The sequence below is a fragment of the Pseudomonas sp. genome (assembly GCF_032058845.1).
Lineage (GTDB): Bacteria > Pseudomonadota > Gammaproteobacteria > Pseudomonadales > Pseudomonadaceae > Aquipseudomonas.
Genome location: NZ_DAMCCR010000026.1, coordinates 1 through 25,000, shown reverse-complemented (window position 1 = coordinate 25,000; position 25,000 = coordinate 1). Strand labels below are relative to the sequence as shown.

Sequence of the window (25,000 nt, the reverse complement as noted above, 5' to 3'; positions counted from 1 at the left end):
ACAATGGCCGTACAACGGTCACAGCGTATCGAAGACACAGGCAAAGGATGTGCCAGCGCTGGCGTCAAGGCGCACTCAGCGCATGGTCAGAGCGTGCGCAGCGCCTCGTTGAAGCAGCCCAGGCACGCAAGCAGATGCGCACGTTGCGGCGGGCTGACCTGGATGTAGCGCCGGAACGCGGGCATGCGGTTGACCACCTCGCTCCCCCCCGTGTGCTCCAGCACCAGCCGCCACTGACCGTCCAGGCAGGCCAGGGTCAGGCGCTTGAAGTCCAGTGGCATCAACGTGGCCAGCAGGGCCGCGTTGCCCAGCAGTTGATCACGCACCTGGACGAAGCGCGCCTTGTCGCCACCTCGGTACACCACGGTGACACCAGTGCGGCGTACTGCACCGGTATGGCGCAGTTCCAGGCGCAGGTCGCAGGCTTGCAGCGCCGGTACGCTCATCTGCCATTCACAGCTCACCAGGTGCATCAACAGGTGCGCCTGCACGCATTCGCGCAGCTCGGCGTGCCAACCGCCTACCGGATCGTGCAGGGCGGCAGCAGACGCCCCCAGCGCCTGGACCTGCAATGGCCCAAGGTTGCGCAGCAGGTGGCCGAGAGTCACCCCCGGCCGGTAGCCTGCCGGCGCACGCGGCGCCAGCCAGCGTTCACGCAAGACGTTGAGCATGCTGCGTATGCTCCAGGCTGTGACCCGGCTCGTTGGCGAATTCTTTCTCGAGTACCTCCTCGACCCGTGCCGGCTTGAACGGATTGACCTTCTGCACGCACAGCGTCCAGAACAGCGCGTAGCTGGCCGTACCCCCCAGCATGATCGCGAACGGCACGTAGATATCGGCCGGGTTCATGCCGGGCGGGGTAATGAATGCCATACCGATGATGATGCCGGCACTGGAGACGATCTGCGGCAGCGGGAACCACGGCGAGCGGTAGGCGCGCGGCAGGTCGGGCCGGCGGATACGCAGAATGACCACCGAGAGCGTGACCAGCAGGTAGGCCGTGCTCCAGGCGCACACTGCGGCCAGCACCAGGTGCAGGATGTTGTCCGGGTTGCCGCCCAGGTACCAGGCGTGCAGGCATGGGATCAGCGCCACGACGACGATGCACACCAGCGGCGTCTTGAAGCGCGGGTGCAGGTAGGCGAACACCTTGGGCAGCGCGCCGTCCACGGCCATGCCGTAGAGGATGCGCGGCACCCCGGCCATCAGCGTGTTGATGGTCGCAGCGCCCGCGAACAGAAAGCCGATGCCCAGCCAGATCGGGCCAATGTCGCCCATCACCTGTTCAGCGAAGCGCGGGATGGCCATCGGTGTGTCAAGCAGGTGGACGCCGCTGGCGGCATCGATCAACACGTTCTCGACCTGGCGTTTCATGGCCGCGCCATAGATGAACATGCAACTGGCTACGCCAAACAGCCCCAGCGCCATGGCCCGCGGCAGCACCCAGTGGCAACGGCGCAGCTCAGGGGCCAGCGGCGTGACGAACTCGCAGCCAACGAACATGAACATGGCCATGCCGATCAGCGAGAGGATGGTCATCAGGTCGGTGCCCACCAACGACACGCCGAACGGCCCTTCCAGCTCTACCGCAGGCGCGGCGATCAGCCCCAGCACGCCGAAGATCATCAGCGTGGTCCACATGCCGAAGGTCAGTATCACCTCGGCGCGGCTGAAGGCGCTGACGCCAAACGCGTTGAGCACGGCAAAGCCGAGCACGAAGCACACCCCCAGCAACCACGAGCCGCCGGCAGATTCAGCCAAGGTGTTGAGGTGTTCGAAGTTCACCAGTGCCATGACCCCGGACAGGATCGTTTCAGCGGTGCCGGCGAACACGTGGACGATCAGGTACGCCGATAGCGTGCCGGTAATGGCGAAAAAACGGCCCATGCCACAGTTGATGTAGTCGTACACCGAGCCCGTGGTCGGCAGGATCGACGCGGCTTCGGCAAAGGTGGTCGACTGCGCCAGCATCATCAGCGCAGCCAGGACCATGGCGATGGCGAACGCTCCCCCGCCGATGCCAAAGCCCATGGTCGCCGTGAGGATCACCGGGCTGGCCATGATCAGGCCCACGGTACTGGCCAGCGCGGTCGGGAAGCCGACGCGACCCTGGTTGAGGTGCTGAGTGAGTTTCAGATTGAGTGACATCGTTATGCCCTGGCTTGTTGTTATGGCATTGAACGCGGCAAGTGATCGTTCACGCACGGCGAGTCGCCTGCCTGCACTGCGACTCTGCGCTGACGCCTTGCTGGCGTCTTGCCCATGGCTGCCGCCGGCCTTGTTGCTGCCTGCCAGCGCAACGTCCGCGATCGGTACGGATTGGCAGGGAGAATCATGCAGCTGTCACGCGCGCACAAGATCGGCGCTGCCTGGCGTCTTATGCTCCAAGGCTTTATCGGCCAGTGGCCGGTGCTTACCAGCCTTGGAGTTGCCATGAGCGAGATTGCCCTTCTTCCGTCCGTCAGCGCCTTCCTGAACCGCGAGCATGGCCTGTTCATTCATGGCCAGGCGGTGGCCAGCCAGAGCAGCGCCAAGATCGCCGTGGCCAACCCGGCCAATGGCGAAACCCTCGCGCACATCGCCGACGCCAATCAGGCCGATGTCGACCAAGCCGTGGCTTCGGCTCGCCAAGGATTCGTGACATGGTCGCGGACCAGCCCGGCCGGGCGCGCCGCGGTGCTGTTCAAGCTGGCCGACCTGATCGAGGCCCATGGCGAGGAGCTGGCCCAGCTGGAAACCCTGCAGTCAGGCAAGTTGATCGGGATATCGCGGGCCTTCGAGGTCGGTCAGGCGGCGCATTTCCTGCGCTATTACGCCGGCTGGGCCACCAAGATCACCGGGCAGACCATCACCCCGTCGCTGCCCTCGTTCGCTGGCGAACGTTACACCGCCTACACCCTGCGCGAGCCGATCGGCGTGGTGGTGGGCATCGTGCCGTGGAACTTCGCCACCATGATCGCCATCTGGAAGCTGGCCTCGGCGCTGACCACCGGCTGCAGCATCATCATCAAACCTAGCGAATTCACCCCGCTGACCCTGCTGCGCATCGCCGAACTGGCCGCTGAGGCAGGCTTGCCGGCCGGCGCACTGAACGTGCTGACCGGCGCTGGCGCGGTGGGCAAGGCACTGATCGAGCACCCCGGCACCGACAAGGTATCGTTCACCGGCTCCGTGCCCACCGGCATTGCCGTTGGCCAGGCGGCCATGGGCGCCAAGCTGACACGCGCAACGCTGGAACTGGGCGGCAAGAATGCCGTGGCGTTCCTCCCGGATGTCGCTGTCGACAAAGCGGTTGCCGGCATCATCGAAGCGGGTTTCCTGCACTCGGGGCAGATCTGCGCTGCCGGCGAGCGTTTCTACGTGCACCGCTCGCGTATCGACCCCTTGCTCGAGGCCCTGTCACAGCGCCTGGGGCAGCTGAAATTCGGCTCGCCCATGGACGAGACCACGCAGTTCGGCCCGGTCGCCAACAAGGTGCACCAGCAGAAACTGGGTGAACTGTTCGCCACCGCGCGGGCTGAAGGCAGCCAGATCATTCACGGCGGCCACCTGGGCGACGGCCCGGGCTGTTTCGTCGAACCCACGGTCATCCTGGCCAACTCGGTCGATGACACCCTGCTCAATCAGGAAACCTTCGGCCCGGTCGCCACCTTCCTGCCCTATGACAGCGAAGACGAGCTGCTGCACCTGATGAACGCCTCGCCCTATGGCCTGAGCGCCAGCCTGTGGACCAACGACCTGGGCAAGGCCTTGCGCATGATTCCCGAGATCCAGGCAGGCACGCTGTGGGTCAACATGCACACCTTGCTGGACCCCGCCGTGCCATTTGGCGGGATCAAGGCCTCAGGCATCGGCCGCGAGTTCGGCTCGGCGTTCATCGATGACTTCACCGAGCTCAAATCCGTGATGATTCGCTACTGAGGATCGCCCCATGAGCCACTGGCTGCGCGAGCAGCTCACGCTCAGCCTGCCCTTGGCCATGCGCGCACTGCAGGCGGCACTGGACGCCGCCGCGCAGCAACAGGTCAAGGTCAGCCTGGTGGTCGTCGATGCCAGCGGCCTGCCACTGCACACTGCGCACATGGACGGCGCACCGCGGCCTGCACAGGCCATCGCGCTGCGCAAAGCCTTGACCGCGGCCGGCTTCGGCATGCCCACCGGCGACTGGAGCGAACGCCTGGCGCAGTGCTCCGACGCGGTGCGCACCGGCTTGCCGCTGCAACCGGACATGGCCCTGTTTGGCGGCGGCGAGCCGCTGCAGCATGCCGGGCAGGTGATCGGCGCCGTGGGCGTGTCGGGGGCCAGCGAGGCCATCGACACGTTGTGTGCCAAGGCTGCCGCCGCACAGGTCGCAGCGTTGCTGAGCCAGGGCTGAACCGGCCCGGCCAGGGCCCTGAGCAACGTCCCCTGGGCAAACCAACCTGACTAGGCAGCCAACAGCACCGCCGCAGCGGGCTACCCGGTCAGCTTGCCTGAGCCTGCCATCCCCTTTGTTCCGGACTGCACCCCGTTGATTGAGCGCACTGCAGCGTTTGACCTTCTCGAGCAACCCGCATACGATTCACCAACCTACCGACCGGTAGGTAATCCATCGTACAGAGACGACCATGCAAGACAACACACCTTCTTCCGTGCCCTTCAAGCTCGCCCTGGGCCTTGGCCTGATCGGCGCGCTTGGCCCTTCAGCGGTCGACATGTACCTGTCGAGCCTTCCGCACATCGCCAACCACTACCAGGCCAGCTTCACCCGCGTGCAACTGACCTTGACCTTCTTCCTCCTGGCCATGGGCGCCGGGCAATTGATCTTCGGCCCCATCGTCGATGCCTACGGTCGACGCAAGCCGTTGATGGCCGGCCTGCTGCTGTTCATCCTGTGTTCGTTCGGCGCGGCCATGGCACCCAGCCTTGACGCCCTGATCGTCCTGCGCTTCTTCCAGGGCCTGGGCAGCGCGCTGACCCTGGTGGTTATCATGAGCATGGTGCGCGACGTCAGCCAGGGCGTGGCTGCAACCAAGCTGTTTGCCTTGTTGATGACCATCGAAGGGGTCGCGCCGATCCTGGCACCGGCACTGGGCGGGGTGATCGACGCGCACTTCGGCTGGCGCGCGGTGATGCTGGCGCTGGGCGGCATGGGCCTGCTGGTGCTGCTCAACAGCTTGGTCAACCTGCCGGAAACCTTGCCCGCCGAGCAGCGTGAACCGCTGCGCCTGGGTCGCGCCCTGCGCACCTACCGGACGATCCTCGCCGACCCGCGCTTCCTGCGCCCGACGCTGGCCGTGGCGGCAGTGTTCTTCTTTCTGTTCGCCTACATCGGCGGTGCAACGCTGGTGTACCAGCAGCACTACGGCCTGAGCGCGCAGGCGTTCGGCCTGCTGTTTGGCGCCACCGGGGTCTCGGTCATGGTCGGCGCCTTGCTGGCCAGCCGCCTGGTCAGCCGCCTGGGGCTGAGCACACTGAGCCGGCTTGGCGTGCTGTGCATGGCAGTCGGTGGCCTCATCACTCTGGCCAGCGCCAGTGCAGGCCTGGGCTTGCCCGGCGTGGCCGGGGGCATGGCGTTTGCCCTGTTCGGGCTGGGGATTGCCGAGTCGACGCTGATGTCGCTGGTGATGTCGTCGCAGGCAAAGTCCCTGGGCTCGACCGCCGCCCTGCTCGGCGCTATCCAGTTGTCGGTGTCTTCCAGCGCCTCGCCGCTGGCAGCCCTGGCGTTGCAGTACGGCCCGGTGGCCTGGACCGCGATGCTGGCCGTGAGCGCACTGGTGGTCTGCCTGCTGACTGCGCTGAGCCTGCGTGATCTGCCGGGGCATTTTTCCCTGGCGGCGCACTGAGGCCCGCACATGGACAAGCCCCTCACCGGCTACCTCATCTGTGCGGCGATCATTGCGTTCGGCGTGGTCTGTCACCTGGGCGCGTGGGTGCGCAGCAAACGCCCACCGCGCTCCCCCTCCAAGCGCTCATGAGCCAGCGGGTCGACAGCGCTGACGCGCCTGCTGCGCGACTGCTGATGCATCGACCTGAGTAGGCGCGGCGTCAAACGCGATGGGCGGCCAAGCCGCACTGGTTCAAGCGCCTACCCTGTGAGACGCCATGGCAGCCTCTCAAGACTGAAGTCGCCTGCGCAGCGCCCGGCAAATCAGCAGGTTCCGTTGAGCTCAATGCGCGCGACAGAGCTCAGGCGTGACGCAACTGCTTGGCTGGGCGCGATGGCGAAGGCCGTGACGGCGTCTGCAACGCCCCGAATCAGGCAACCCCTAAGCACACCGCGACTCCGCTGCAGCCTCCACGGTCCCCGGCCGCTTGGCCGATTAAACTTTCCGACCGCAATGCCACTCAATCGGGCACTGCTCGGGCGAATGTGCCGAGCGTCCCCCTCCGTTCACTGCAGGTAATTCCGATGATCGCTCGCTGGCGCTGGGCCTTGGGCCAAATGACCAAACGGCTGTGGTTTCGCGCCACGCTGTTTTCGCTGATCGGGGTGATCACCGCCCTGCTCGCCATCGTCTTCCGAGACTTCGTGCCGCCGTCGCTGCCAGCCAAGATCGGTGCCGACTCGGTCGACAAGATTCTCGGCATCATCGCGTCCAGCATGCTCGCGGTCACCACGTTCTCGCTGAGCACCATGGTCTCGGCCTACAGCGCCGCCAGCAGTGGCGTGACCCCGCGCGCCACCAGCCTGGTCATGGAAGACTCGACCACGCAGAACGCGCTGGCTACCTTCATCGGCTCGTTCCTCTTCAGCCTGGTCGGCATCATTGCGCTGAGTACCGGTGCGTACGGCGCGCAAGGCCGTGTGGTGCTGTTTGCGGTCACGCTGCTGATGATCCTGCTGATCGTCTACACCCTGCTGCGCTGGATCGACCACCTGTCCAAGCTCGGCCGGGTTGGCGAGACCATCGATCGGGTCGAGAGCGCCACCCTCACCGCCCTCGAGCGCCGCGCCCGCTGGCCGTTTCTGGGCGGCGCGCCCTACCCGTCGGGTTACACGCCGCCGCTTGAAGCCAGCACCGTGGTCAGCACCGGCACCGGCTATATCCAGCACATCGACGTCAGCGCGCTGGCGGCGCTGGCCAGGCAGCATGCCCTCGAGATCTACCTCGAGGTGCTACCGGGCAGCTTCGTGCACCTCGGCGCGCCCATCGCCCGACTGGTTCGCGCCGACGGCGCCCAGGCGGTGGAGGATGAGCTGGACACGCGCCTGGAAAGCCAGGTGCTCGACGCAATAACCCTGGGCGTGCGCCGCACCTTCGATCAGGACCCGCGCTTCGGCCTGTCGGTGCTGGCCGAGATCGCCTCGCGCGCGCTGTCCCCGGCCACCAACGATTCCGGAACGGTGATCGATGTGATTGGCCGCGGCGTACGCTGCTTCACTACATGGTCGACCGAGCTGCCTGAAACCGATGACCTCGATCCCGACTGCCTGCGCGTGCACATTCGCTGCATCGAGGTGCACGACCTGTTCGATGACTTCTTCACCCTGATCGCCCGCGATGGCGCGGGGTTGCTGGAGATCGACATTCGTATGCTCAAGGCACTGATCAGCCTGGCCGAGATCGACCCCGGGCTGTTTGCCGAACAGTGCCGGTGGCATGCGGCGTTGTTGCTCAAGCGGGCTGACAAGGCGCTGACCCTGGAGGAAGAAAAAGCGCGCCTGCATACGCTGGCGCGTCCTCTGATGACGCCCTAGGCGCAAGCGGGCTTAGCCCGTGGCTTGGGCATCCACGCCATGTGGCCACGTTTGCAAGCGTTGGCCGTGCAGCCACGACGCTCGACCGAGAACCATGAGCGTTGCTCAAGAAACACCACATCGGCCATCGGCTGGGCGCCGGCGGCAATGCACCACCTGCTCGATCGCTGCGACCACCTGGGTCGTGGCATCGGCCAACGTGCCGTCGTTGCGGCAGACCACCCAACCCTGATCGATCATCGCCCGCTCGAAGGCCTCGGTGCACGCCACATGGTCGTCGAACGTCTGCAGCACCGTGCTGCGCAGGCCACTGCGTCGGGCCGCCGCCCGCGCCCAGGACACCTCCGGCGCGGTCACCACGCCGACCTGCAGGTCGGGCATGCGCACCTCGCGCTCACGGTTCAGGCGCAGCACCTCCTCGAACGGCACGCCACGGCGAAACGCGGCGTCCGAGGCGTACCAGCGGTCCATCAGGATCAGGCTGCCGGCAGGCTGCCTGGGCAACACCTGCATGGTGATCCACGCGCGGCTGTCGGCCAGGCGCGCGCAGATGCGCCGTTCCAGCTCCACCTGGGGATGCCTGGCGTACGCATTGACCAGCGCCATGGTCTGCGCCCGGTCGGGGTCATTGTTGCGCTCGCTCAAGCGCACCACGGTGTGGCCGTTGCGCCGCAGCGCGTGGGCGACAGCCTCGAGCAAAGTGGTTTTGCCGACTCCCTTGGGGCCGTCGAGGGCGATGAACAGCGTGTGGGTCATGGGTCTCACAAGGCAGTGGGTAGGCCCACGCGTGGGCGCAAAGGTAGCTGTAGCCGCTCGGTTTGCAGCAGGTCTGAGGCGGATCCGAGGCTGCCACGCCAGTGTTCAGCCGAGGTGCCAGGTACCCCGTGTGGGCAAATTCTACCGCGCCTTCCAAAAACAGGGGGATTGCGGCCTATGCTTGAGCACTGCGCAGACTGAGCACTCCAGCATGATGACCTTGCGGCAAATCCGGCACTTCATTGCAGTGGCAGAAACCGGCTCGATCTCCGCAGCCGCCCAGACCGCCTTCATTTCCCAGTCGACCCTGACCCTGGCGATCCAGCAACTGGAACAGGAAATCGGCGTCAACCTGTTCAACCGCCACGCCAAGGGGATGACCCTGACCCATCAGGGCCATCAGTTCCTGCGCCAGGCGCACCTGATTCTCGCCACCGTCGACAACGCCAAACGCAGCTTGCAGCAAAGCACCGACACGGTCGCAGGCCAGTTGATCATTGGCGTGACCAGCCTGGTAGCGGGCTATTACCTGGCAGACCTGCTCACCCGCTTTCAACGCGCTTATCCCAACGTCGAGATCCGCGTGATGGAAGACGAGCGCCCCTACATCGAACACTTGCTGGTCAGCGGCGAGATCGACGTGGGCGTGTTGATCCTGTCCAACCTGGAAGACCGTCATGCCCTGCAGACCGAAGTGCTGACTCACTCGCCCCACCGGTTGTGGCTGCCGGCGCAGCACCCGCTGCTGGAACACGACAGCATCAGCCTGGCGGATGTCGCCCGTGAGCCGCTGATCCAGCTCAACGTCGATGAAATGGGCCACAACGCCCAGCGCCTGTGGACCAGCGTCGGTCTGCAACCGCGAATCACCTTGCGCACCGCCTCGACCGAAGCCGTGCGCAGCCTGGTGGCGGCGGGCCTGGGCGTGTCGATCCAGCCCGACATGACCTACCGCCCGTGGTCGCTGGAAGGCGACATCATCGAAGCCCGGCCGCTGGCCGACCTCACCCAGACCCTCGATGTCGGCCTGGCGTGGCGCCGGGGCACCGCGCGACCTGCGCTGGTCGACCCGTTCCTGACGGTGGCACGCGAACAGCCGCACTCACGCAAGCCATCTATTTAATCGAATGCCGCATTCAGTATTTGGTATTTGTCGCCTGCACGCCTGAGTTCTAGTCTCTGCCTATCCATCAGAGACGGTCAGGCCTCTTCCAGAGAACGCCATGACCACACAAGAAAAGAGATCGCGAAGAATGTCCGGTGTGCCCACCTCGCTGCGCGCTGCGTTGCTGATAGACGGTGAACTGGTCGAGGGCCAGGGGTTTGCCGAGCCGATTCTCAATCCTGCCACCGGTGAGGTGCTGACCCAGATTGCCGAGGCCAGCACCGAGCAAGTCGAAGCTGCCCTGCTCGCCGCTCACCGCGCCTTTGCCGACTGGTCGCGGACCACCCCGCAGCAACGCTCGCGGGTTCTGCTGGACATCGCCAACGCCATCGAGAAGCACGCTGAGCCCCTGGCCCGCCTGGAATCGCTGAACTGCGGGAAACCCTTGCATCTGGCGCTGCAGGATGACCTCAGCGCCAGTGTCGACGTGTTCCGTTTCTTTGCCGGTGCCGTGCGCTGCCAGACGGGGCAGCTGAGCGGTGAATACCTGCCCGGCTACACCAGCATGGTGCGGCGCGACCCGCTCGGGGTGGTGGCCTCCATCGCACCCTGGAACTACCCGCTGATGATGGCGGCATGGAAGATTGCACCGGCGCTGGCGGCGGGCAATACCCTGGTGTTCAAGCCCTCGGAACATACCCCGCTGTCGATCCTGGCCCTGGCACCGATGCTCAGGGAGATCGTGCCACGGGGCGTGATCAACATTGTCTGTGGCGGCGGTGAGGGTGTAGGCGGCCACCTGGTCAGCCACCCGAAGGTGCGCATGGTGTCACTGACCGGGGATATCGTCACCGGGCAGAAGATCCTCCAGGCAGCGGCCAGGACCCTCAAGCGCACGCACCTGGAGCTGGGCGGCAAAGCACCGGTCATCGTCTGCAATGACGCGGACCTGCAAGCGGTGGTCGAGGGCGTGCGCGCCTACGGTTACTACAACGCCGGGCAAGACTGCACTGCCGCGTGCCGCATCTACGCTCAGGCGGGCATCCACGACAAACTGGTTGCCGACCTCGGCGCAGCGGTCAGCAGCTTGCGCTTCGCCGGCAAGCGCGATGCCGACAATGAACTCGGCCCGTTGATCAGCACACGCCAGCGCGACCGGGTAGCCAGCTTTGTCGAACGTGCCCTCGGCCAGCCCCATATCGAACGCATCACGGGCGCCGCCGTGCATTCCGGGCCAGGCTTCTATTACCAGCCGACCGTGCTGGCGGGCTGCCGGCAGAGCGATGAAATCGTCCAGCGCGAAGTGTTCGGCCCGGTCGTCACCGTGACCCGCTTCAACGAGCTCGAGCAGGCCGTGGACTGGGCCAACGACACCGAATATGGCCTGGCCTCGTCGATCTGGACCCAGAACCTGGACAAAGCCATGCAGGTGGCGGCGCGGCTGCAATACGGCTGTACCTGGATCAACAGCCATTTCGTGCTGGTCAGCGAAATGCCCCATGGCGGTTTGAAACGCTCGGGGTATGGCAAGGACCTGTCCAGTGACTCGCTGCAGGACTACAGCGTGGTGCGGCACATCATGGCGCGTCACGGTCAGCACCTTTGAAGCACCGGCATGACAGCGACAAAAACAGCACTCAGACGCAGGCTTCACCGATTGCACACACTGCCCCGACCATAATTAAAGAAGAGGGAACCGCCATGTCCGCCCACAAGATCGCTTTGCTCAGTGCCCTGACCACGGCGTTGCTGGCCAGCGCCAGCCTGCAGGCCGCCGAACCGCTGCAGGCACTCGGCGCCGGTGAAGGCCAGCTGGATATCGTTGCCTGGCCCGGTTACATCGAACGCGGTGAAAGTGACAAGGCCTATGACTGGGTCAGCGGGTTCGAGAAGGAAACCGGCTGCAAGGTCAATGTGAAAACCGCCGGTACGTCCGATGAAATGGTCAGCCTGATGGCCAAGGGTGGCTATGACCTGGTCACCGCCTCTGGCGACGCCTCGCTGCGCCTGATCGTCGGCAAGCGTGTGCAACCGATCAATACCGCGCTGATTCCCAACTGGAAAAACCTCGACCCGCGCCTCAAGAATGCGCCGTGGTACGTGGTGGCTGAGCAGACCTACGGCACGCCCTACCAATGGGGCCCGAACGTGCTGATGTACAACACCAGCGTGTTCAAGGCCGCCCCCACCAGCTGGGATGTGCTGTTCAAGCCGCAGAACCTGCCCGATGGCAAACCGAACAAAGGCCGCGTGCAGGCCTACGACGGCCCGATCTACATCGCCGACGCCGCGCTGTACCTCAAGACCGCGCAGCCGGAACTGGACATCCAGAACCCCTATGAGCTGACCGAAACCCAGTACAAGGCGGTGCTGGACCTGTTGCGCGCCCAGCAGCCACTGATCCACCGCTACTGGCATGACACCACCGTGCAGATGAGCGACTTCAAGAACGAAGGCGTGGTGGCCTCGAGTGCCTGGCCGTATCAGGTCAATGGCCTGATCAATGAGAAACAGCCGATCGCCTCGACCATTTCCAAGGAAGGCGCCACCGGCTGGGCCGACACCACGATGCTGCAAAGCGATGCCAAGCACCCCAACTGCGCCTACAAGTGGATGGACTGGTCGTTGCAGCCCAAGGTCCAGGGCGACGTCGCCGCCTGGTTCGGCTCGCTGCCAGCGGTGCCTGCGGCGTGTACGGCAAGCGACCTGCTGGGCGCCGAGGGCTGCAAGGCCAACGGCTTCGATCTGTTCGAGAAGATCTCGTTCTGGAAAACCCCGCAGGCCGAGGGCGGCAAATTCGTGCCCTACAGCCGCTGGACCCAAGATTACATCGCGATCATGGGCGGCAGGTAACCCCCTGCCCGACCGCTGGAGCACGGTGGAGAGGCTTACCCGACGCCCACCGTGCCCTCATCCGCAATTGACTTGATTGTTCAGCCGCCCACGCCGGGCCGCTGCGACGCCCTGTGCCTTTTCTGGAGCACCGCACCATGACGCTTGCAGTCCAATTCACCCACGTTTCCCGTCAGTTCGGCGAGGTGAAAGCGGTGGACCGGGTTTCCATCGACATTCAGGACGGCGAATTCTTTTCCATGCTCGGCCCTTCCGGCTCGGGCAAGACCACCTGCCTGCGCCTGATCGCCGGCTTCGAGCAGCCGAGCGCGGGTTCGATCCGCATTCACGGCGAGGAAGCCGCAGGCTTGCCGCCGTACCAGCGCGACGTGAATACCGTGTTTCAGGACTACGCCCTGTTCCCCCACATGAACGTGCGCGACAACGTGGCCTACGGGCTCAAGGTCAAGGGCGTGGCCAAGGCCGAACGCATGAACCGCGCCGAAGAAGCCCTGGCCATGGTCGCCCTGAGCGGCTTTGGCGAACGTAAGCCGGTGCAGCTCTCCGGCGGTCAGCGCCAACGCGTGGCCCTGGCCCGCGCGCTGGTCAACCGCCCCCGCGTGCTGCTGCTCGATGAGCCGTTGGGCGCCCTGGACCTGAAGCTGCGCGAGCAGATGCAGAGCGAGCTGAAAAAGCTGCAACACCAACTGGGCATCACGTTCATCTTCGTGACCCACGACCAGACCGAGGCGCTGTCGATGTCTGACCGTGTGGCCGTGTTCAACAAGGGTCGCATCGAACAGGTCGACACCCCGCGCAACCTGTACATGAAGCCGGCCACCGAGTTCGTGGCCGAGTTCGTCGGCACCTCCAACGTGATTCGCGGCGAGCTGGCGCAGCGCCTCGGCGGCACTGCGCAGTCGTTCTCGATTCGCCCGGAACATGTGCGCTTTGCCCAGGGCCTGCTGGGCAGTGGTGAGGTGCAGGTGAGCGGCCTGCTGCAGGACATCCAGTACCAGGGCAGCGCCACGCGTTTCGAAGTGAAACTGGACAACGGCCAGACCCTGAACCTCAGCCAGGCCAACAGCCAATGGCTGGATGTCGGCAGCGCCCATCAGATCGGGCAGCCCGTGACCCTGTGCTGGGCCAGGGAAGCCATGACCCCACTGGCCCACCCTGCGGGCGAGGTGTGACATGCCACGCACCCCAGACCAGCCACCGCTGCGCAGGCTGTCGAACCTGCTCTACCGCAAGCCCAACCTGTACCTGGCGATGTTGCTGATCCCGCCGCTGATGTGGTTCGGCGTGGTCTATCTCGGCTCGCTCCTGACCCTGCTCTGGCAAGGGTTCTACACCTTCGATGACTTCACCATGGCGGTCACGCCAGACCTGACCCTGGCCAACCTTGCCGCGCTGATGCAAGCCTCGAACCTCGACATCATCCTGCGCACCTTGAGCATGGCCATCGTGGTGTCGGCCGCCAGCGCCATCCTGGCCTTCCCGATTGCCTATTACATGGCGCGCTACACCACGGGCAAGACCAAGGCCTTTTTCTACATTGCCGTGATGACGCCGATGTGGGCGAGCTACATCGTCAAGGCGTACGCCTGGACCCTGCTGCTGGCCAAGGGCGGCGTGGCGCAGTGGTTCATCCAGCACCTGGGGCTGGAGCCCGCCCTGCAATGGCTGCTGGGCCTGCCGGGTGTGGGCGGTAGCACCCTGAGCACGTCGCACCTGGGTCGGTTCCTGGTGTTCGTCTACATCTGGCTGCCCTTCATGATCCTGCCCATCCAGGCTTCGCTGGAGCGCCTGCCGCCGTCGTTGCTGCACGCCTCGGCCGACCTGGGCGCCACACCGCGCCAGACCTTCCTGCAGGTGGTGCTGCCGCTGTCGGTGCCGGGGATTGCCGCCGGCTCGATCTTCACCTTTTCGTTGACCCTGGGCGATTTCATCGTGCCGCAACTGGTCGGCCCGCCGGGGTACTTCATTGGCAGCATGGTGTACGCCCAGCAAGGGGCCATCGGCAATATGCCCATGGCGGCGGCGTTCACCCTGGTGCCCATCGTGCTGATCGCGGTGTACCTGTCCATCGTCAAACGCCTGGGGGCCTTCGATGCGCTCTGACCCTTCATCTCATGCTCGAGCGCCACTGGCGCTCAAGCTCGCCGCCTGGGGCGGGTTGGTGTTTCTGCACTTCCCGATCCTGATCATCTTCCTGTACGCCTTCAACACCGAGACCGCTGCGTTCAGCTTTCCGCCCCAGGGCTTTACCCTGAAGTGGTTCAGCGTGGCCTTCGCCCGGCCGGATGTGCTGGACGCCATTGCCCTGTCGCTGAAAATAGCCGCCATCGCCACGCTAATCGCGATGCTGCTGGGTACCCTCGCGTCGGCGGCGCTGTACCGCCGGGCGTTCTTCGGCAAGCAAGGCGTGTCGTTGATTCTCATTCTGCCCATCGCGCTGCCAGGGATCATCACCGGTATCGCGCTGCTGGCGACGTTCAAGTCACTGGGCATCGAGCCCGGGCTGCTCACCATCGTGGTCGGGCATGCCACGTTCTGCGTGGTGATCGTCTACAACAACGTCATTGCCCGTTTGCGGCGTACCTCCCACACCCTGATCGAGGCGTCGATGGACCTGGGCGCCGACGGCTGGCAGACCTTTCGCTACATCATCCTGCCCAACCTGGGCTCTGCGCTACTGGCCGGCGGCATGCTCGCCTTTGCGCTGTCGTTCGACGAAATCATCGTCACCACCTTCACCGCTGGCCACGAGCGCACCTTGCCGCTGTGGCTGCTCAATCAGCTCAGCCGACCACGCGATGTGCCGGTGACCAACGTGGTCGCCATGCTGGTGATGCTGGTCACGATGTTGCCGATTCTTGGTGCCTACTACCTGACACGCGGCGGTGAAAGCGTGGCCGGTAGTGGCGGTAAATAACTGCGCGATGAGGACACGGACATGCAAACCAAACTGCTGATCAATGGCCAGCTGGTCGATGGCCAGGGCCCGGCCCTGGACGTTTTCAACCCTGCGTCAGGCCAGGTACTGGTGGCCATCAACGAAGCCAGCGAAGCCCAGGTCGACGCCGCCGTGCGCGCCGCCGATGCGGCATTCACGGACTGGTCGCAAACGGCGCCGAAGGAGCGTTCGCTGCTGCTGCTGAAACTGGCAGATGCCATCGAGGCGCACGGCCAGGCCCTGGCCCGGCTGGAGTCGGACAACTGCGGCAAGCCCTACAGTGCCGCATTGAACGACGAGATTCCGGCGATCGCCGATGTGTTCCGCTTCTTTGCCGGCGCCAACCGCTGCATGAGCGGCTCGGCGGCGGGTGAATACCTGCCGGGCCACACCTCGATGATCCGCCGCGATCCGGTAGGCGTGGTGGCGTCCATTGCGCCGTGGAACTACCCACTGATGATGGTCGCCTGGAAAATCGCCCCGGCCCTGGCCGCCGGTAACACCGTGGTGCTCAAGCCGTCGGAACAGACCCCGCTGACCGCATTGCGCCTGGCCGAGCTGGCGGCGGCGATTTTCCCGGCTGGCGTGCTCAACCTGGTGTTCGGCCGCGGGAAAACCGTGGGCAGCCCACTGGTCAACCATCCGAAGGTGCGCATGGTCTCGCTCACCGGCTCGATTGCCACCGGCGCCAACATCATCGCCAGCACGGCCGACAGCGTGAAGCGCATGCACATGGAGCTGGGCGGCAAGGCGCCGGTGATCATCTTCGATGACGCGGACATCGACGCCGCCGTCGAGGGCATCCGTACCTTCGGTTTCTACAACGCCGGCCAAGACTGCACCGCCGCCTGCCGCATCTACGCCCAGGCTGACATCTACGAGGCGTTCGTCGAGAAGCTCGGTGCCGCCGTCGCCAGCATCAAGCACGGTCTCCAGGACGACCCGACCACCGAACTCGGGCCGCTGATCACGGCCCACCATCGCGATGCCGTGGCCGGGTTCGTCGAGCGCGCCGTGGCCCAGCCACACATCCGCCTGGTCACCGGCGGCAAGGCGGTGCCAGGCGATGGCTTCTTCTTCGAGCCGACCGTACTGGCCGATGCGCAACAGGATGACGAGATCGTGCGGCGCGAGGTGTTCGGGCCGGTGGTCTCAGTGACCCGCTTCAGCGACGAAGCGCAGGTGCTGGCCTGGGCCAACGAGTCGGAATACGGCCTGGCGTCCTCGGTGTGGACGGCCGATGTGGGGCGCGCCAGCCGCCTCGCCGCGCGCCTGCAGTACGGCTGCACCTGGGTGAACACGCACTTCATGCTGGTGAGCGAAATGCCCCATGGCGGACAGCGGCTGTCGGGCTATGGCAAGGACATGTCCATGTACGGGCTGGAGGACTACACCACCGTGCGCCATGTGATGTTCAAGCACTAGGCGCGTGGCGCGCAGCGTTAGTCGAAACACACCCACAACAACACCGACACCCGCCGGGCCATCAGGGCGCGGCGCGGGCGTCGGGCATCCGAAATCTGCCGATTGTCCGGAGTTGATACCCCATGAGCACCTCACCCGATGGCCGTCCAGTGCTTGCCGACAGCGATGCCGAGCAGTTGCGCCAACTGGGCTATACCTCAAGCTTCAATCGCAGCATGAGCCTCTGGGAGAACTTTGCCCTGGGCTTCACTTACCTGTCACCCGTGGTGGGCGTCTATACCCTGTTCGGGCTGTGCCTGGCCGCCGGCGGCCCGCCGATGTTCTGGGCCTACCTGCTGGTCGGCTGCGGCCAGCTGCTGGTGTGCTTGATCTTCGGTGTTGATCATTGCGTTGGGGTTCTTCCTGCAGGACGCCGTGGCGACCATCGTCAGCTTCGCGGCCATCGGCATTTACCTGGCGTTCCAGATGATCGTGCTCGCCGCGCTCTATGCCCGCGCCCGCGGCTGGAAACCCAGCGGCAGGTTTACCCTGGGCGCCTGGGGCTTACCGGTGAACCTGGGTGCTTTGGTCTATGGGGTAAGTGCCATCGTCAACATGGCCTGGCCGCGCACGCCGGATGCACCCTGGTATATCAACTACGCCATGGTCCTGAGTACCGCGGTCGTCATCGGCATGGGCCTGCTCTACATGTGGATTGCCAGACCCTATGACCACGGCACTGCCGCGGCGGGTGATGCCTGGATGATCCGCCGCTGATCGCGGCCCGGCACCCGCCGCTGCCACGGGATATGCGTCAACCCGTTGCAGCGGCCGGTCCGGCGCTCCGGTTACCCGCAATGAGCTGCAAGGCAGCCCTGATCCGTGACAGCCAGGCTTCGCTGAGCAGCACTGCAACCCTGGCGGTATGCGTGACCCCGTTACAGCGGCCGGTGCGGCGCTCCGGTCAGCCGCGATGGGCTGCAAGGCGGCCCTGGCCGGTGATAGCTAGGCTCAACTGAACAGCATGACCCAGGGTCGGCAGCCGGCCAGCCCTTGCGCATACCATCTGGCGGCGCCAGTACCGGCCGTCACCAGGCTTCACGCCTGCCACAGTTCCAGCCCGCCCTCCTCACTCTGTCCGGTCACCACCCGCTGCTGACACCAATCCACCAGCACCAGCCCGTAGCGGGTATTGAGCGTGTGGAACGCTTGCACCAGGCGCTGGTGGTCGGCCTGCTCGCCGAGCGAAACGCCCAGCACGCTGATGCCGTCGGCATCGGTGTGGCCGTACAGCGTCACTTGCTCGCCCAAGGCCACACCGAACCCCGCAGTGACGCACCCCAGCACGGTCTGGCTGGTGCAGATCAGCGGCGCCGGTTGCAGGGTGGCGCCCAGGGCCTCGGCCAGCTCAGCCTCGGCACCGGGGCCAGCGATGACGGTGCTCGCTGCCAGGACGCGCAGGTAGGTCTGTTGCCAGCCCGAGGCCTCGCGCTGGGCGGCCTCGAAGGGTTTGAACTCGGTCAGCAGCCGCTGCACGTCGGCCAACTGCCCGTGAGGCAGGAATTCGAGCTGGCGCCAGTCATCCTCGTGCAGCACCAGCCCGTGGCACGGCGGCGCGTCGGTCAGTGGCTCGATCGGGGGCGCGTCGTGGGCCAGGGTCGGCAAGGAAAAGAGCATCGCGTTGGGGTCGGCGAGCGTCGAGGCTGGCTCGGCCGTGGCCTCCGGCTGTTGGCCGAGCAGCCCGCGCAGGGCATCGTAAAGCTTGTTCATGCGTGAACTCTCCGTTTCCACTTGCCGTCGGTAATCGACGTTTGCACTGACTTGCTGCTGATCCGGGTACTGGCCGCGGCGCTTCAAGCGGCGCGGGCAATACCCGTTACACCACGAACACGTTCACTTGCCGCTCCAGCCCTTGGGCCAGCTGCTGCAGCTCGCCCGCGGTGTGGCTGGTCTGTTCCACCGCCTGGCTGTTCTGCTGCGACATCTGTGCGATGCGTTCCACATTGCGCGCCACGTCCTGGCTGGCGGCGGTCTGCTCGCGCAGGGCCAGGGAAATCTGGTCGACCACCCGTACCACGTCGCCAGACGACTGGCGGATGTGCACGATGGCCTCACCGGCCTGTTGCGCCAGCTCGACGCCGCCCTTGACCTGCTCCACGCCAACGTCCATCTGCGTGACGGCGTCGCGGGTGCCGAGCTGGATCTTCTTGACCATGTCGGTGATCTCCTGGGTCGAGTTGGCGGTGCGCTGGGCCAGCAGCCGCACTTCATCCGCCACCACGGCAAAACCGCGGCCTTGCTCGCCGGCGCGCGCCGCTTCGATGGCGGCGTTCAGGGCCAGCAGGTTGGTCTGCTCGGCAATGCCCCTGATGACCCCGACAATGCTGGAGATCTGTTCGGCATGCTGATCCAGCTCGCTGATCTGCCCGGCCGAGGCCTGCACCGTATCGGCGATCAGGCGCATGCGCTCAAGGGTTTCCTGAATCACGCTGCCACCCTCGGTGGACTGGCGACCCGATTCGCTGGACAGCGCATGCGCGTCACCCGCGTTGTCGGCCACGTGATTGATGCTCACGGTCAGCTCTTCGACGGTGGCGGCCATGGATGAGGCCGAGTGCGACTGCTCCTGGGCCGAAGCCGAGAGCTGCAGCGAGGCACTGGAGATGCTCTCCGAAGCGCTGACCAGTTGCTCGGCGCCCTGCTTGATCTCGCCGATCATGCTGCGCAAGCGTGCCTGCATGGCGGCAAAGGCCTGCAACAGGATGCCCACTTCATCACGGCCATGGGTATCGATACGGCTATCCAGACGCCCTTCGGCAATCCGCTGCGCCACCTCCAGGGCCTGCTGCAAGCGGCCCACCAGGTTCTTCGACAGCGACCAGGCGATCAGCATCGCCAGCACGGCTGCAGCCAGGCCACCGACCACCAGGATGATCACGGCGTTGCTCTTGGCCTCGTTCATCAGGGTGCTGCGCTCATCGAGCAATGAGGTTTCGCTGTCGCGTATCTGGCCGATGAGCACGCGCATGGCATCCATCTTGACCTTGTCGCGCCCCGCACTGATCTGCTCGCTGAGCACGGAGAAGGGTTGCGTACCGCCATTGACCTGCTCGCGCAGGGCCACGTTGGCCTGGATGTCGTCACGCAGCCACTGCTGGTAGAGCTCCTGCAACTGAGCCAGACGTGCCTGCTGCTGCGGGTTGTCGCTGGTGGCGGTCTTGATCCGCTGCAAGTCATCGCTGAAGGTCTTTTCACCCGCCTGCATCGGCGCCAGGAAGCTTTCGCGCCCGGTCAATGCATACCCGCGCATCCCGGTTTCGATGTCGATCAGGCTGCGCAGCACGCCGCCAGACTGGTTCAGCACTTCATAGGTGTGAATATTGCGCTTGACCGACGAACTGACCTGATCGAAGCCGCGCAAGGCGCCCAACACCAACAGCACGATGATCAACAGGATAAGGCCGAAGCTGGCATAGAGCTTCTTCGCGAGGCTGAGATTGGAAAACATGGGGTACGGCTCCCGGAGCACAGGCTGATCGCCTCCACCGGCGCTAGACACGGCGAGGAGTAATGGCGGTTCGATGTTCAATTGACATCAGTGCTCGGACGCGACTTGTACAGGAAAAGTTCTGTGTACAAGGGAGTTTCAGGGTCTGTGGGGTCGAACGGTATGTGGGCGCGTGACAGTAGCCAGTTCGCTACGCTCGGCTGAGGTCTTTGCAGCGCCTGGCGTAGAGGCCCGTGGTCGGCAGTGAGATGTCGCCTGTTACCCCGGTGGGCCGGCAACCGAAACTCCCCGTCGACCCTCGCTTACTTCGCCGGCAATACAGAGACTGACTGCCTGAGCAGGTCCTGAAGTTGACGGTCGAAGGTGTCTTGGACAGCCTTGTTGTCAGTGTTACCGACCATTGGCAGAAACCAGATGCCCATCCAGGTATCAACGCCGTCCTCGTTACTGCGCGAGCTCAGGTTCTCCCCGCGTGGGTCCACAACAACCAGCTCCATGCGGTAGCGGTCGGTTGTCTTGGCAGGAATAAGCGTGTAGGTCAGCGCACTGAGCAGGGTCATCCATATCTCGCTGCTGCTTTCAGGTGAGAGCATGGTGGCGGTAATCGCCAAGAAGTAATCGCCCGGTTTGTAATCGGCCTGATCGAAGCTGACCCGCCCGAACAGCCCAGAGGCCTCCAGCGTTCGCTTGATCTGCGCCTGGAATCGATCATTGCCCTGCGGGACCCGCTTGGGGATCAATGCAAGGGGGCCAACCCCGAACTCGAAACGCACATAGACATTCTTTTGCTGCACGTGAGCGGCCAGCGCTGACAGGTCGACCGGAGCCACCTGGTCTTGGGTGAAGCTCGCACAGCCTGACAGTGTCAAAGCCAGCGCGAGGGTTGTCTCCTTGATGATTCGCATGTCGACGTCCTTGATCGAATGAAAAACCTGCCCCTCCAGTAAACGGGCACAGTCGCGTACGACACGCGATTGACGTGTCAGTGACTTCGCAATGACGGATTAGTGCTCTGCTAGCACGCCAATCTACACGGCGGCGATAGCCAGGCTGATGCGGGGTGCCCATGCGGGCAAGAGAGGGAGCAGTGCTGGAGGTCGAGGTTGATCACGCCCGGCGAGGTTCCAGTGTCGGAACGCTTCGCCGTGCGTACAGCGATTCAATCAGTGCAACAGATCAGCCGGCACCTTGCCGCCGTTCTCGGCCACTTTTTTCATGACTTGGCTATGCAGCCAGGTGTTCATCGCGGCCGAATCATCGGTAGAACCGGTATAACCCAGGTCATGGGCCAGCTCTTTACGTGAAGCAAGGCTGCTGTCCAGACCGAGCACCTTGAGCAGGTCGACGATCGAGCTACGCCAGTTCAGCTGCTCGGAATGCTGCTTGGCCAATGTTTCCAGGTGCTGAGCGACATCCACCTGATTCATCGACGTAGGCGCGCTGCCCTGCGGTGAATTCGGCGCAGCATCGGCGCTGGTGGGTGGGGATGAAGGCGTGGGTGCAGGCGCTGCGTCTGCAGAAGGTGCAGCGTGCGAACCCATGCCGAGTTTTTCCAGAATGGAACGGAACAAGCTCATGTCATTCTCCCTGTTTCAAGCTGCCAGCCCTTGGTGAGCAATGGCTACTTAAGGCTGACCTGCAGCAGGTCGGTAAAGTTTGATCGGTTTCGCCTCGGCTCGACCTGAGGCGCTCGACCCGGCCTGTCAGGATGCGGACGGCCTGGGCCATGCGGCGCGGGGCGGCATCTGCCTGAAGGCGGCCAAGGGGTGGCTCAGTCAGGTGCCGAGTCGACCTTGATGTGGCTCAAACCGAGCAGTTCGGCCTGTTGCACGATCACCTCGGGCGTGGCCTGGGCGTCGGGCAGCAGCAGGCTGTTTTCGCTGTCGCCAAAGTGCAGCAGGATCAAGTGCATCGCCGCATCATGCTGGGCAAGCTCGGGTTGCTGCAGTTGCAGTTGGTGGCTTTGCGGGTGGCCGTTGAGGTGATAGCTGAGGGTATAGACAGGCATCGGGGTCACTCCAGAGTGCGTGGGCAGTGAATAACCTGACCCACCAGTCAGCCGTTAGTTCGTCAGCATCGCTGCGGCGCGCCGCGCCTGTTCCAGCCGGGCGATCAGGCGGTAGCACAGCCATCCGCCAATGCCGCAGGCGCCCATCAACCAGCACATCATGCGCGGCGAGCCGTCCAGCAACAGGCTCACCAGCGCGCTGACCAGGGCGCCGCAGGCAAACTGCAAGGACACCGCCAGGCCCACCGCCGCGCCGGCATTGCGCTCGAACAGCGCCATCAGTTGCGCGATGCAATTGGCCCCGATCATGCCACTGCACCCCATGAAGACGGCCACCGTGACGATCAGCACACCGGGCACCGGCCAGTTGCCCCAGCCCAACAGCAGCAGGATCACGCCGGCCCCTGCACACACGGCGCTGCCCCACCCCAGCAATACCTGCGGCCCGTGCCTGGGCAACCAGCGGGCGTTGAGCAGTGTGGCGATGACGATGGCCAGCAGGTTGACGGCGAAGATCAGGCTGTAGCCGCGCGGCGAAAGCCCGAAGTGCTCGATGAACACGAACGCCGATGCCGTGATGAAGCAGAACATTCCCCCCACCGACAGGCCCATGGCCAGGATGTAGCACAGCCCCAGCGGATGCCGGGCCACGCTCAGGTAATGGCCGAAGGCTTCGCCCAGCGAGGCGATGCGCGCCACGCGCGGCAGGCTTTCCGGCAGGCGCAGCGCAGTCAGCAGCAGGCACACCAGGCCGATCCCGGCCAAGGCCACGAAGATCGCACGCCAGCCCCCGAGCAGTACCAGCCAGGTGCCCAGCAGCGGCGCCACCAGCGTGGCGAGCATGGCCATCAGGTGCATCAGCGACAGCACCCGCGCCGCTTCGCTGAGCGGGAACAGGTCGCGCGCGGTGGTGCGCGCCAGCACCATGGCACCGGCGCCGCCGAGCGCCTGGACGAAACGCAGGACCTGCAACTGCTGCACGTCGCTGACCCAGACACAGCCCAGGCTTGCGGCGATGTACAGCGACAGGCTCGACAACAGCAACCCGCGCCGGCCATAGCGATCGGACAACGGCCCGTAGATCAGCATGCCGCTGCACAGCCCGAGCAGAAACACGCCCACGGTGCGCTGCACGCTGGCAGGATCGGCCTGCAGGTCCGCAGCGATCTGCGGCAGGCTTGGCAGGTAGGTATCGACGGCCAGGGGCACGCTGGCGGCCAGGGCGGCCAACAGCCAGATCGTGCGGGAGGGAGGCGGTGTGTTCATCGGGATGTCCTGAGGCGCCTGGCGGGCAGCAGGCAGATCGGTGGTCGTGGTCGGCCGGCGCAGCGGACCCTGCCCTGTGCAAGCGCGCGCCGTACGCCAGCGCCGCTCCGCTTCAGGCATGTGCGGCCACGATGGCGGACTGGCTGCGTGTGCAGGCCCTTGCCTGATCACCAGCCCACCCGCAGCGCTGCACGATCGGTGAAGAAAACCCGGCCGCACCATTGGTGCGGCCGGCCGACCAAGACAGGCGTCGTGAGGCAGGTGAGTGTGGAGCAGCCAGGCAAGTGCGATGACCCCGTACCGCGCTGCCCAGCCACGAGGCGCAGGATAGGGTGCTGTCGGGCCAGGCCGGTATCCCGATTCGGCAACCGATGACGCACCGTCTCGGCTCACCGATCGTGCAGGTGCTGCCGATTCGGGATATCGGCTGCGGTGCAAGGCCGCCCATGATCAGGTACCGGGCCCTCGGCCAACGCAGGCTGGCCCGACCACACAACAATAATGTGCAGCCCGTCGCACCCCGCCGAGGCTTGCGCCCGCGTCGATCCAGGAGCCGCCCATGCCCATACCCGCCCTGAGCCTGAAATGGCGCATCACCTTGCTCAGCGGGCTGTGCCTGCTGGCGGTGGTCGTGTCGATCCTGTGCGCCACGTTGTGGCAGAGCCAACGTATTTCCGAGGCGCTGAAACAGCAGAGCACGCAACAGTTCAGTCAGCTCGCCACCGCCCGCCTGGACGACAGCGCGCGTGCCCAGGCCGGACGCATGCAACGGCTGTTCGATGACAGCCGCCTGTATGTCGAAGGCGTTGCCGAACAGCTCCTGCAACTGCAGGCCCAGCATGACAGCGGCCTGCTGGGGGCCGAGGCGCTGCGCCGGCAACTGGTCGCCACCACGGCCGCCGCCCTCGCCCGCCGTCCGCAGGTGCTGGGGCTGTACGTGGTGTTCGAGCGCAACGCGCTGGACGGCCAGGACGACGCCTTCATCGAGCAGACGCCTCTGGCCAGCAACCGTGCAGGACGTTTTGCCCTGTACTGGTCCCAGGCCCAGGCCGGCCAGCCGCAACAGACGGCACTGACCGAAGACAACATCCTGCTCAACAACGCCCCGCCCGGCACCGAACCGGAAAACAACTGGTACCTGTGCCCGGCCAGCAGCGGCAAGGCCTGTGTCATCGAACCCTATGCCGTCGAGGTCGAGGGTCAGAACACCCTGATGAGCAGCGTTGCCGTACCCATGATGAAAAATGGCAAGGTGATTGGCGTGATCGGCGTCGATATCCGCATGAGCACCTTGCAGACCCTGACCGGTGAGCTGCAACGCCAATTGTATGACGGGCAGGCGACGGTCAGCCTGACCTCGGCCACGGGCCTGGCCGTGGCCAAGGTGCCGGGCAGCGACGTGCAGCCGCAGGCGCAGGTCGCCACACCGTTCACGCCCATCGACGGCGCGCGCCCGTGGAGCTTGCAGGTACAGGTGCCGC

At 65.0% G+C, this 25,000-nt stretch carries 21 protein-coding genes and 2 pseudogenes; 14 read left to right on the top strand and 9 right to left on the bottom strand.

Annotated features, from left to right (window positions below; genetic code table 11):
• Positions 1 to 86: 86 nt before the first annotated feature.
• Both RT028_RS07545 and RT028_RS07540 read right to left on the bottom strand, forming a co-directional pair.
• Positions 87 to 671 carry a DUF3156 family protein gene (locus RT028_RS07545; protein WP_312934079.1) on the bottom strand — a complete coding sequence of 195 codons (585 nt, stop codon included), beginning with the start codon at positions 669 to 671 and terminating at the stop codon, positions 87 to 89.
• Positions 652 to 2,148, bottom strand: coding sequence for an APC family permease (locus RT028_RS07540; protein WP_312934078.1), 1,497 nt, complete (start codon positions 2,146 to 2,148; stop codon positions 652 to 654). The genes RT028_RS07545 and RT028_RS07540 overlap by 20 nt, the downstream gene beginning before the upstream one ends.
• Positions 2,149 to 2,433: 285 nt before the next feature.
• On the opposite strand from RT028_RS07540, the gene RT028_RS07535 reads away from it, so the two are divergent.
• From RT028_RS07535 to RT028_RS07515, 5 genes are all read left to right on the top strand, one after another.
• A complete protein-coding gene (locus RT028_RS07535; RefSeq protein ID WP_312934077.1) occupies positions 2,434 to 3,921 on the top strand; it encodes an aldehyde dehydrogenase family protein in 1,488 nt (495 codons plus the stop codon).
• A 10-nt stretch (positions 3,922 to 3,931) separates the two neighbouring features.
• Positions 3,932 to 4,375, top strand: coding sequence for a heme-binding protein (locus tag RT028_RS07530; RefSeq protein ID WP_312934076.1), 444 nt, complete (start codon positions 3,932 to 3,934; stop codon positions 4,373 to 4,375).
• A 232-nt stretch (positions 4,376 to 4,607) separates the two neighbouring features.
• Entirely contained in the window at positions 4,608 to 5,825 is a 1,218-nt protein-coding gene (locus tag RT028_RS07525; RefSeq protein ID WP_312934075.1) for a multidrug effflux MFS transporter, read from the top strand.
• A gap of 9 nt (positions 5,826 to 5,834) precedes the next feature.
• The gene (locus tag RT028_RS07520; protein ID WP_312934074.1) at positions 5,835 to 5,957 is read left to right on the top strand and encodes a hypothetical protein; all 123 of its coding nucleotides are present in this window, start codon (positions 5,835 to 5,837) and stop codon (positions 5,955 to 5,957) included.
• Positions 5,958 to 6,391: 434 nt separating this feature from the next.
• On the top strand, positions 6,392 to 7,681 hold the full coding sequence (locus RT028_RS07515; protein ID WP_312934073.1) for a DUF2254 domain-containing protein: 1,290 nt from the start codon (positions 6,392 to 6,394) through the stop codon (positions 7,679 to 7,681).
• A gap of 105 nt (positions 7,682 to 7,786) precedes the next feature.
• On the opposite strand, the gene RT028_RS07510 is transcribed toward RT028_RS07515, so the two are convergent.
• Positions 7,787 to 8,437 (bottom strand): dTMP kinase, encoded by a 651-nt coding sequence (locus RT028_RS07510; RefSeq protein WP_312934072.1) that lies wholly within the window; start codon positions 8,435 to 8,437, stop codon positions 7,787 to 7,789.
• A 211-nt stretch (positions 8,438 to 8,648) separates the two neighbouring features.
• On the opposite strand from RT028_RS07510, the gene RT028_RS07505 reads away from it, so the two are divergent.
• From RT028_RS07505 to RT028_RS07470, 8 genes and pseudogenes are all read left to right on the top strand, one after another.
• Entirely contained in the window at positions 8,649 to 9,560 is a 912-nt protein-coding gene (locus tag RT028_RS07505) for a LysR family transcriptional regulator (protein ID WP_312934071.1), read from the top strand.
• A 130-nt stretch (positions 9,561 to 9,690) separates the two neighbouring features.
• A complete protein-coding gene (locus RT028_RS07500) occupies positions 9,691 to 11,148 on the top strand; it encodes a gamma-aminobutyraldehyde dehydrogenase (protein WP_312934070.1) in 1,458 nt (485 codons plus the stop codon).
• A gap of 95 nt (positions 11,149 to 11,243) precedes the next feature.
• Complete coding sequence (gene ydcS / locus RT028_RS07495; protein WP_312934069.1) at positions 11,244 to 12,395, top strand: putative ABC transporter substrate-binding protein YdcS; 1,152 nt, start codon at positions 11,244 to 11,246, stop codon at positions 12,393 to 12,395.
• Between the two features lie 137 nt (positions 12,396 to 12,532).
• Complete coding sequence (locus tag RT028_RS07490) at positions 12,533 to 13,567, top strand: ABC transporter ATP-binding protein (protein ID WP_312934068.1); 1,035 nt, start codon at positions 12,533 to 12,535, stop codon at positions 13,565 to 13,567.
• Position 13,568: 1 nt separating this feature from the next.
• Complete coding sequence (locus RT028_RS07485) at positions 13,569 to 14,498, top strand: ABC transporter permease (protein ID WP_312934067.1); 930 nt, start codon at positions 13,569 to 13,571, stop codon at positions 14,496 to 14,498.
• The gene (locus RT028_RS07480; RefSeq protein WP_312934066.1) at positions 14,488 to 15,312 is read left to right on the top strand and encodes an ABC transporter permease; all 825 of its coding nucleotides are present in this window, start codon (positions 14,488 to 14,490) and stop codon (positions 15,310 to 15,312) included. Before RT028_RS07485 ends, RT028_RS07480 begins: the two co-directional genes overlap by 11 nt.
• A gap of 21 nt (positions 15,313 to 15,333) precedes the next feature.
• Positions 15,334 to 16,758 (top strand): gamma-aminobutyraldehyde dehydrogenase, encoded by a 1,425-nt coding sequence (locus RT028_RS07475; protein ID WP_312934065.1) that lies wholly within the window; start codon positions 15,334 to 15,336, stop codon positions 16,756 to 16,758.
• Between the two features lie 122 nt (positions 16,759 to 16,880).
• A pseudogene (locus tag RT028_RS07470) lies at positions 16,881 to 17,514 on the top strand (hypothetical protein).
• 321 nt (positions 17,515 to 17,835) lie between these two features.
• On the opposite strand, the gene RT028_RS07465 reads toward RT028_RS07470, so the two are convergent.
• The 6 genes from RT028_RS07465 to RT028_RS07440 form a co-directional block, all read right to left on the bottom strand.
• Positions 17,836 to 18,507 (bottom strand): hypothetical protein, encoded by a 672-nt coding sequence (locus tag RT028_RS07465; protein ID WP_312934064.1) that lies wholly within the window; start codon positions 18,505 to 18,507, stop codon positions 17,836 to 17,838.
• A gap of 106 nt (positions 18,508 to 18,613) precedes the next feature.
• Positions 18,614 to 20,245, bottom strand: a complete 1,632-nt coding sequence (locus RT028_RS07460) for a methyl-accepting chemotaxis protein (protein WP_312934063.1) — start codon at positions 20,243 to 20,245, stop codon at positions 18,614 to 18,616.
• A 302-nt stretch (positions 20,246 to 20,547) separates the two neighbouring features.
• A complete protein-coding gene (locus RT028_RS07455) occupies positions 20,548 to 21,150 on the bottom strand; it encodes a hypothetical protein (protein ID WP_312934062.1) in 603 nt (200 codons plus the stop codon).
• A gap of 258 nt (positions 21,151 to 21,408) precedes the next feature.
• The gene (locus tag RT028_RS07450; RefSeq protein ID WP_312934061.1) at positions 21,409 to 21,822 is read right to left on the bottom strand and encodes a DUF3597 domain-containing protein; all 414 of its coding nucleotides are present in this window, start codon (positions 21,820 to 21,822) and stop codon (positions 21,409 to 21,411) included.
• Positions 21,823 to 22,016: 194 nt separating this feature from the next.
• A complete protein-coding gene (locus RT028_RS07445; RefSeq protein WP_312934060.1) occupies positions 22,017 to 22,253 on the bottom strand; it encodes a hypothetical protein in 237 nt (78 codons plus the stop codon).
• Positions 22,254 to 22,307: 54 nt separating this feature from the next.
• Positions 22,308 to 23,519 carry a multidrug effflux MFS transporter gene (locus RT028_RS07440; protein WP_312934059.1) on the bottom strand — a complete coding sequence of 404 codons (1,212 nt, stop codon included), beginning with the start codon at positions 23,517 to 23,519 and terminating at the stop codon, positions 22,308 to 22,310.
• Between the two features lie 559 nt (positions 23,520 to 24,078).
• On the opposite strand from RT028_RS07440, the pseudogene RT028_RS07435 reads away from it, so the two are divergent.
• A pseudogene (locus RT028_RS07435) lies at positions 24,079 to 25,000 on the top strand (cache domain-containing protein); the annotation flags it as partial.

What these genes read in the sequence shown, in the direction of transcription:
- RT028_RS07545 (WP_312934079.1), bottom strand. Translation starts at nt 671, where the DNA reads ATGCTCAACGTCTTGCGTGAACGCTGGCTGGCGCCGCGTGCGCCGGCA.
- RT028_RS07530 (WP_312934076.1), top strand. Translation starts at nt 3,932, where the DNA reads ATGAGCCACTGGCTGCGCGAGCAGCTCACGCTCAGCCTGCCCTTGGCC.
- RT028_RS07440 (WP_312934059.1), bottom strand. Translation starts at nt 23,519, where the DNA reads ATGAACACACCGCCTCCCTCCCGCACGATCTGGCTGTTGGCCGCCCTG.
- RT028_RS07475 (WP_312934065.1), top strand. Translation starts at nt 15,334, where the DNA reads ATGCAAACCAAACTGCTGATCAATGGCCAGCTGGTCGATGGCCAGGGC.
- RT028_RS07540 (WP_312934078.1), bottom strand. Translation starts at nt 2,148, where the DNA reads ATGTCACTCAATCTGAAACTCACTCAGCACCTCAACCAGGGTCGCGTC.
- RT028_RS07510 (WP_312934072.1), bottom strand. Translation starts at nt 8,437, where the DNA reads ATGACCCACACGCTGTTCATCGCCCTCGACGGCCCCAAGGGAGTCGGC.
- ydcS (WP_312934069.1), top strand. Translation starts at nt 11,244, where the DNA reads ATGTCCGCCCACAAGATCGCTTTGCTCAGTGCCCTGACCACGGCGTTG.
- RT028_RS07490 (WP_312934068.1), top strand. Translation starts at nt 12,533, where the DNA reads ATGACGCTTGCAGTCCAATTCACCCACGTTTCCCGTCAGTTCGGCGAG.
- RT028_RS07445 (WP_312934060.1), bottom strand. Translation starts at nt 22,253, where the DNA reads ATGCCTGTCTATACCCTCAGCTATCACCTCAACGGCCACCCGCAAAGC.
- RT028_RS07450 (WP_312934061.1), bottom strand. Translation starts at nt 21,822, where the DNA reads ATGAGCTTGTTCCGTTCCATTCTGGAAAAACTCGGCATGGGTTCGCAC.
- RT028_RS07480 (WP_312934066.1), top strand. Translation starts at nt 14,488, where the DNA reads ATGCGCTCTGACCCTTCATCTCATGCTCGAGCGCCACTGGCGCTCAAG.
- RT028_RS07465 (WP_312934064.1), bottom strand. Translation starts at nt 18,507, where the DNA reads ATGAACAAGCTTTACGATGCCCTGCGCGGGCTGCTCGGCCAACAGCCG.
- RT028_RS07455 (WP_312934062.1), bottom strand. Translation starts at nt 21,150, where the DNA reads ATGCGAATCATCAAGGAGACAACCCTCGCGCTGGCTTTGACACTGTCA.
- RT028_RS07525 (WP_312934075.1), top strand. Translation starts at nt 4,608, where the DNA reads ATGCAAGACAACACACCTTCTTCCGTGCCCTTCAAGCTCGCCCTGGGC.
- RT028_RS07535 (WP_312934077.1), top strand. Translation starts at nt 2,434, where the DNA reads ATGAGCGAGATTGCCCTTCTTCCGTCCGTCAGCGCCTTCCTGAACCGC.
- RT028_RS07505 (WP_312934071.1), top strand. Translation starts at nt 8,649, where the DNA reads ATGATGACCTTGCGGCAAATCCGGCACTTCATTGCAGTGGCAGAAACC.
- RT028_RS07460 (WP_312934063.1), bottom strand. Translation starts at nt 20,245, where the DNA reads ATGTTTTCCAATCTCAGCCTCGCGAAGAAGCTCTATGCCAGCTTCGGC.
- RT028_RS07485 (WP_312934067.1), top strand. Translation starts at nt 13,569, where the DNA reads ATGCCACGCACCCCAGACCAGCCACCGCTGCGCAGGCTGTCGAACCTG.
- RT028_RS07515 (WP_312934073.1), top strand. Translation starts at nt 6,392, where the DNA reads ATGATCGCTCGCTGGCGCTGGGCCTTGGGCCAAATGACCAAACGGCTG.
- RT028_RS07520 (WP_312934074.1), top strand. Translation starts at nt 5,835, where the DNA reads ATGGACAAGCCCCTCACCGGCTACCTCATCTGTGCGGCGATCATTGCG.
- RT028_RS07500 (WP_312934070.1), top strand. Translation starts at nt 9,691, where the DNA reads ATGTCCGGTGTGCCCACCTCGCTGCGCGCTGCGTTGCTGATAGACGGT.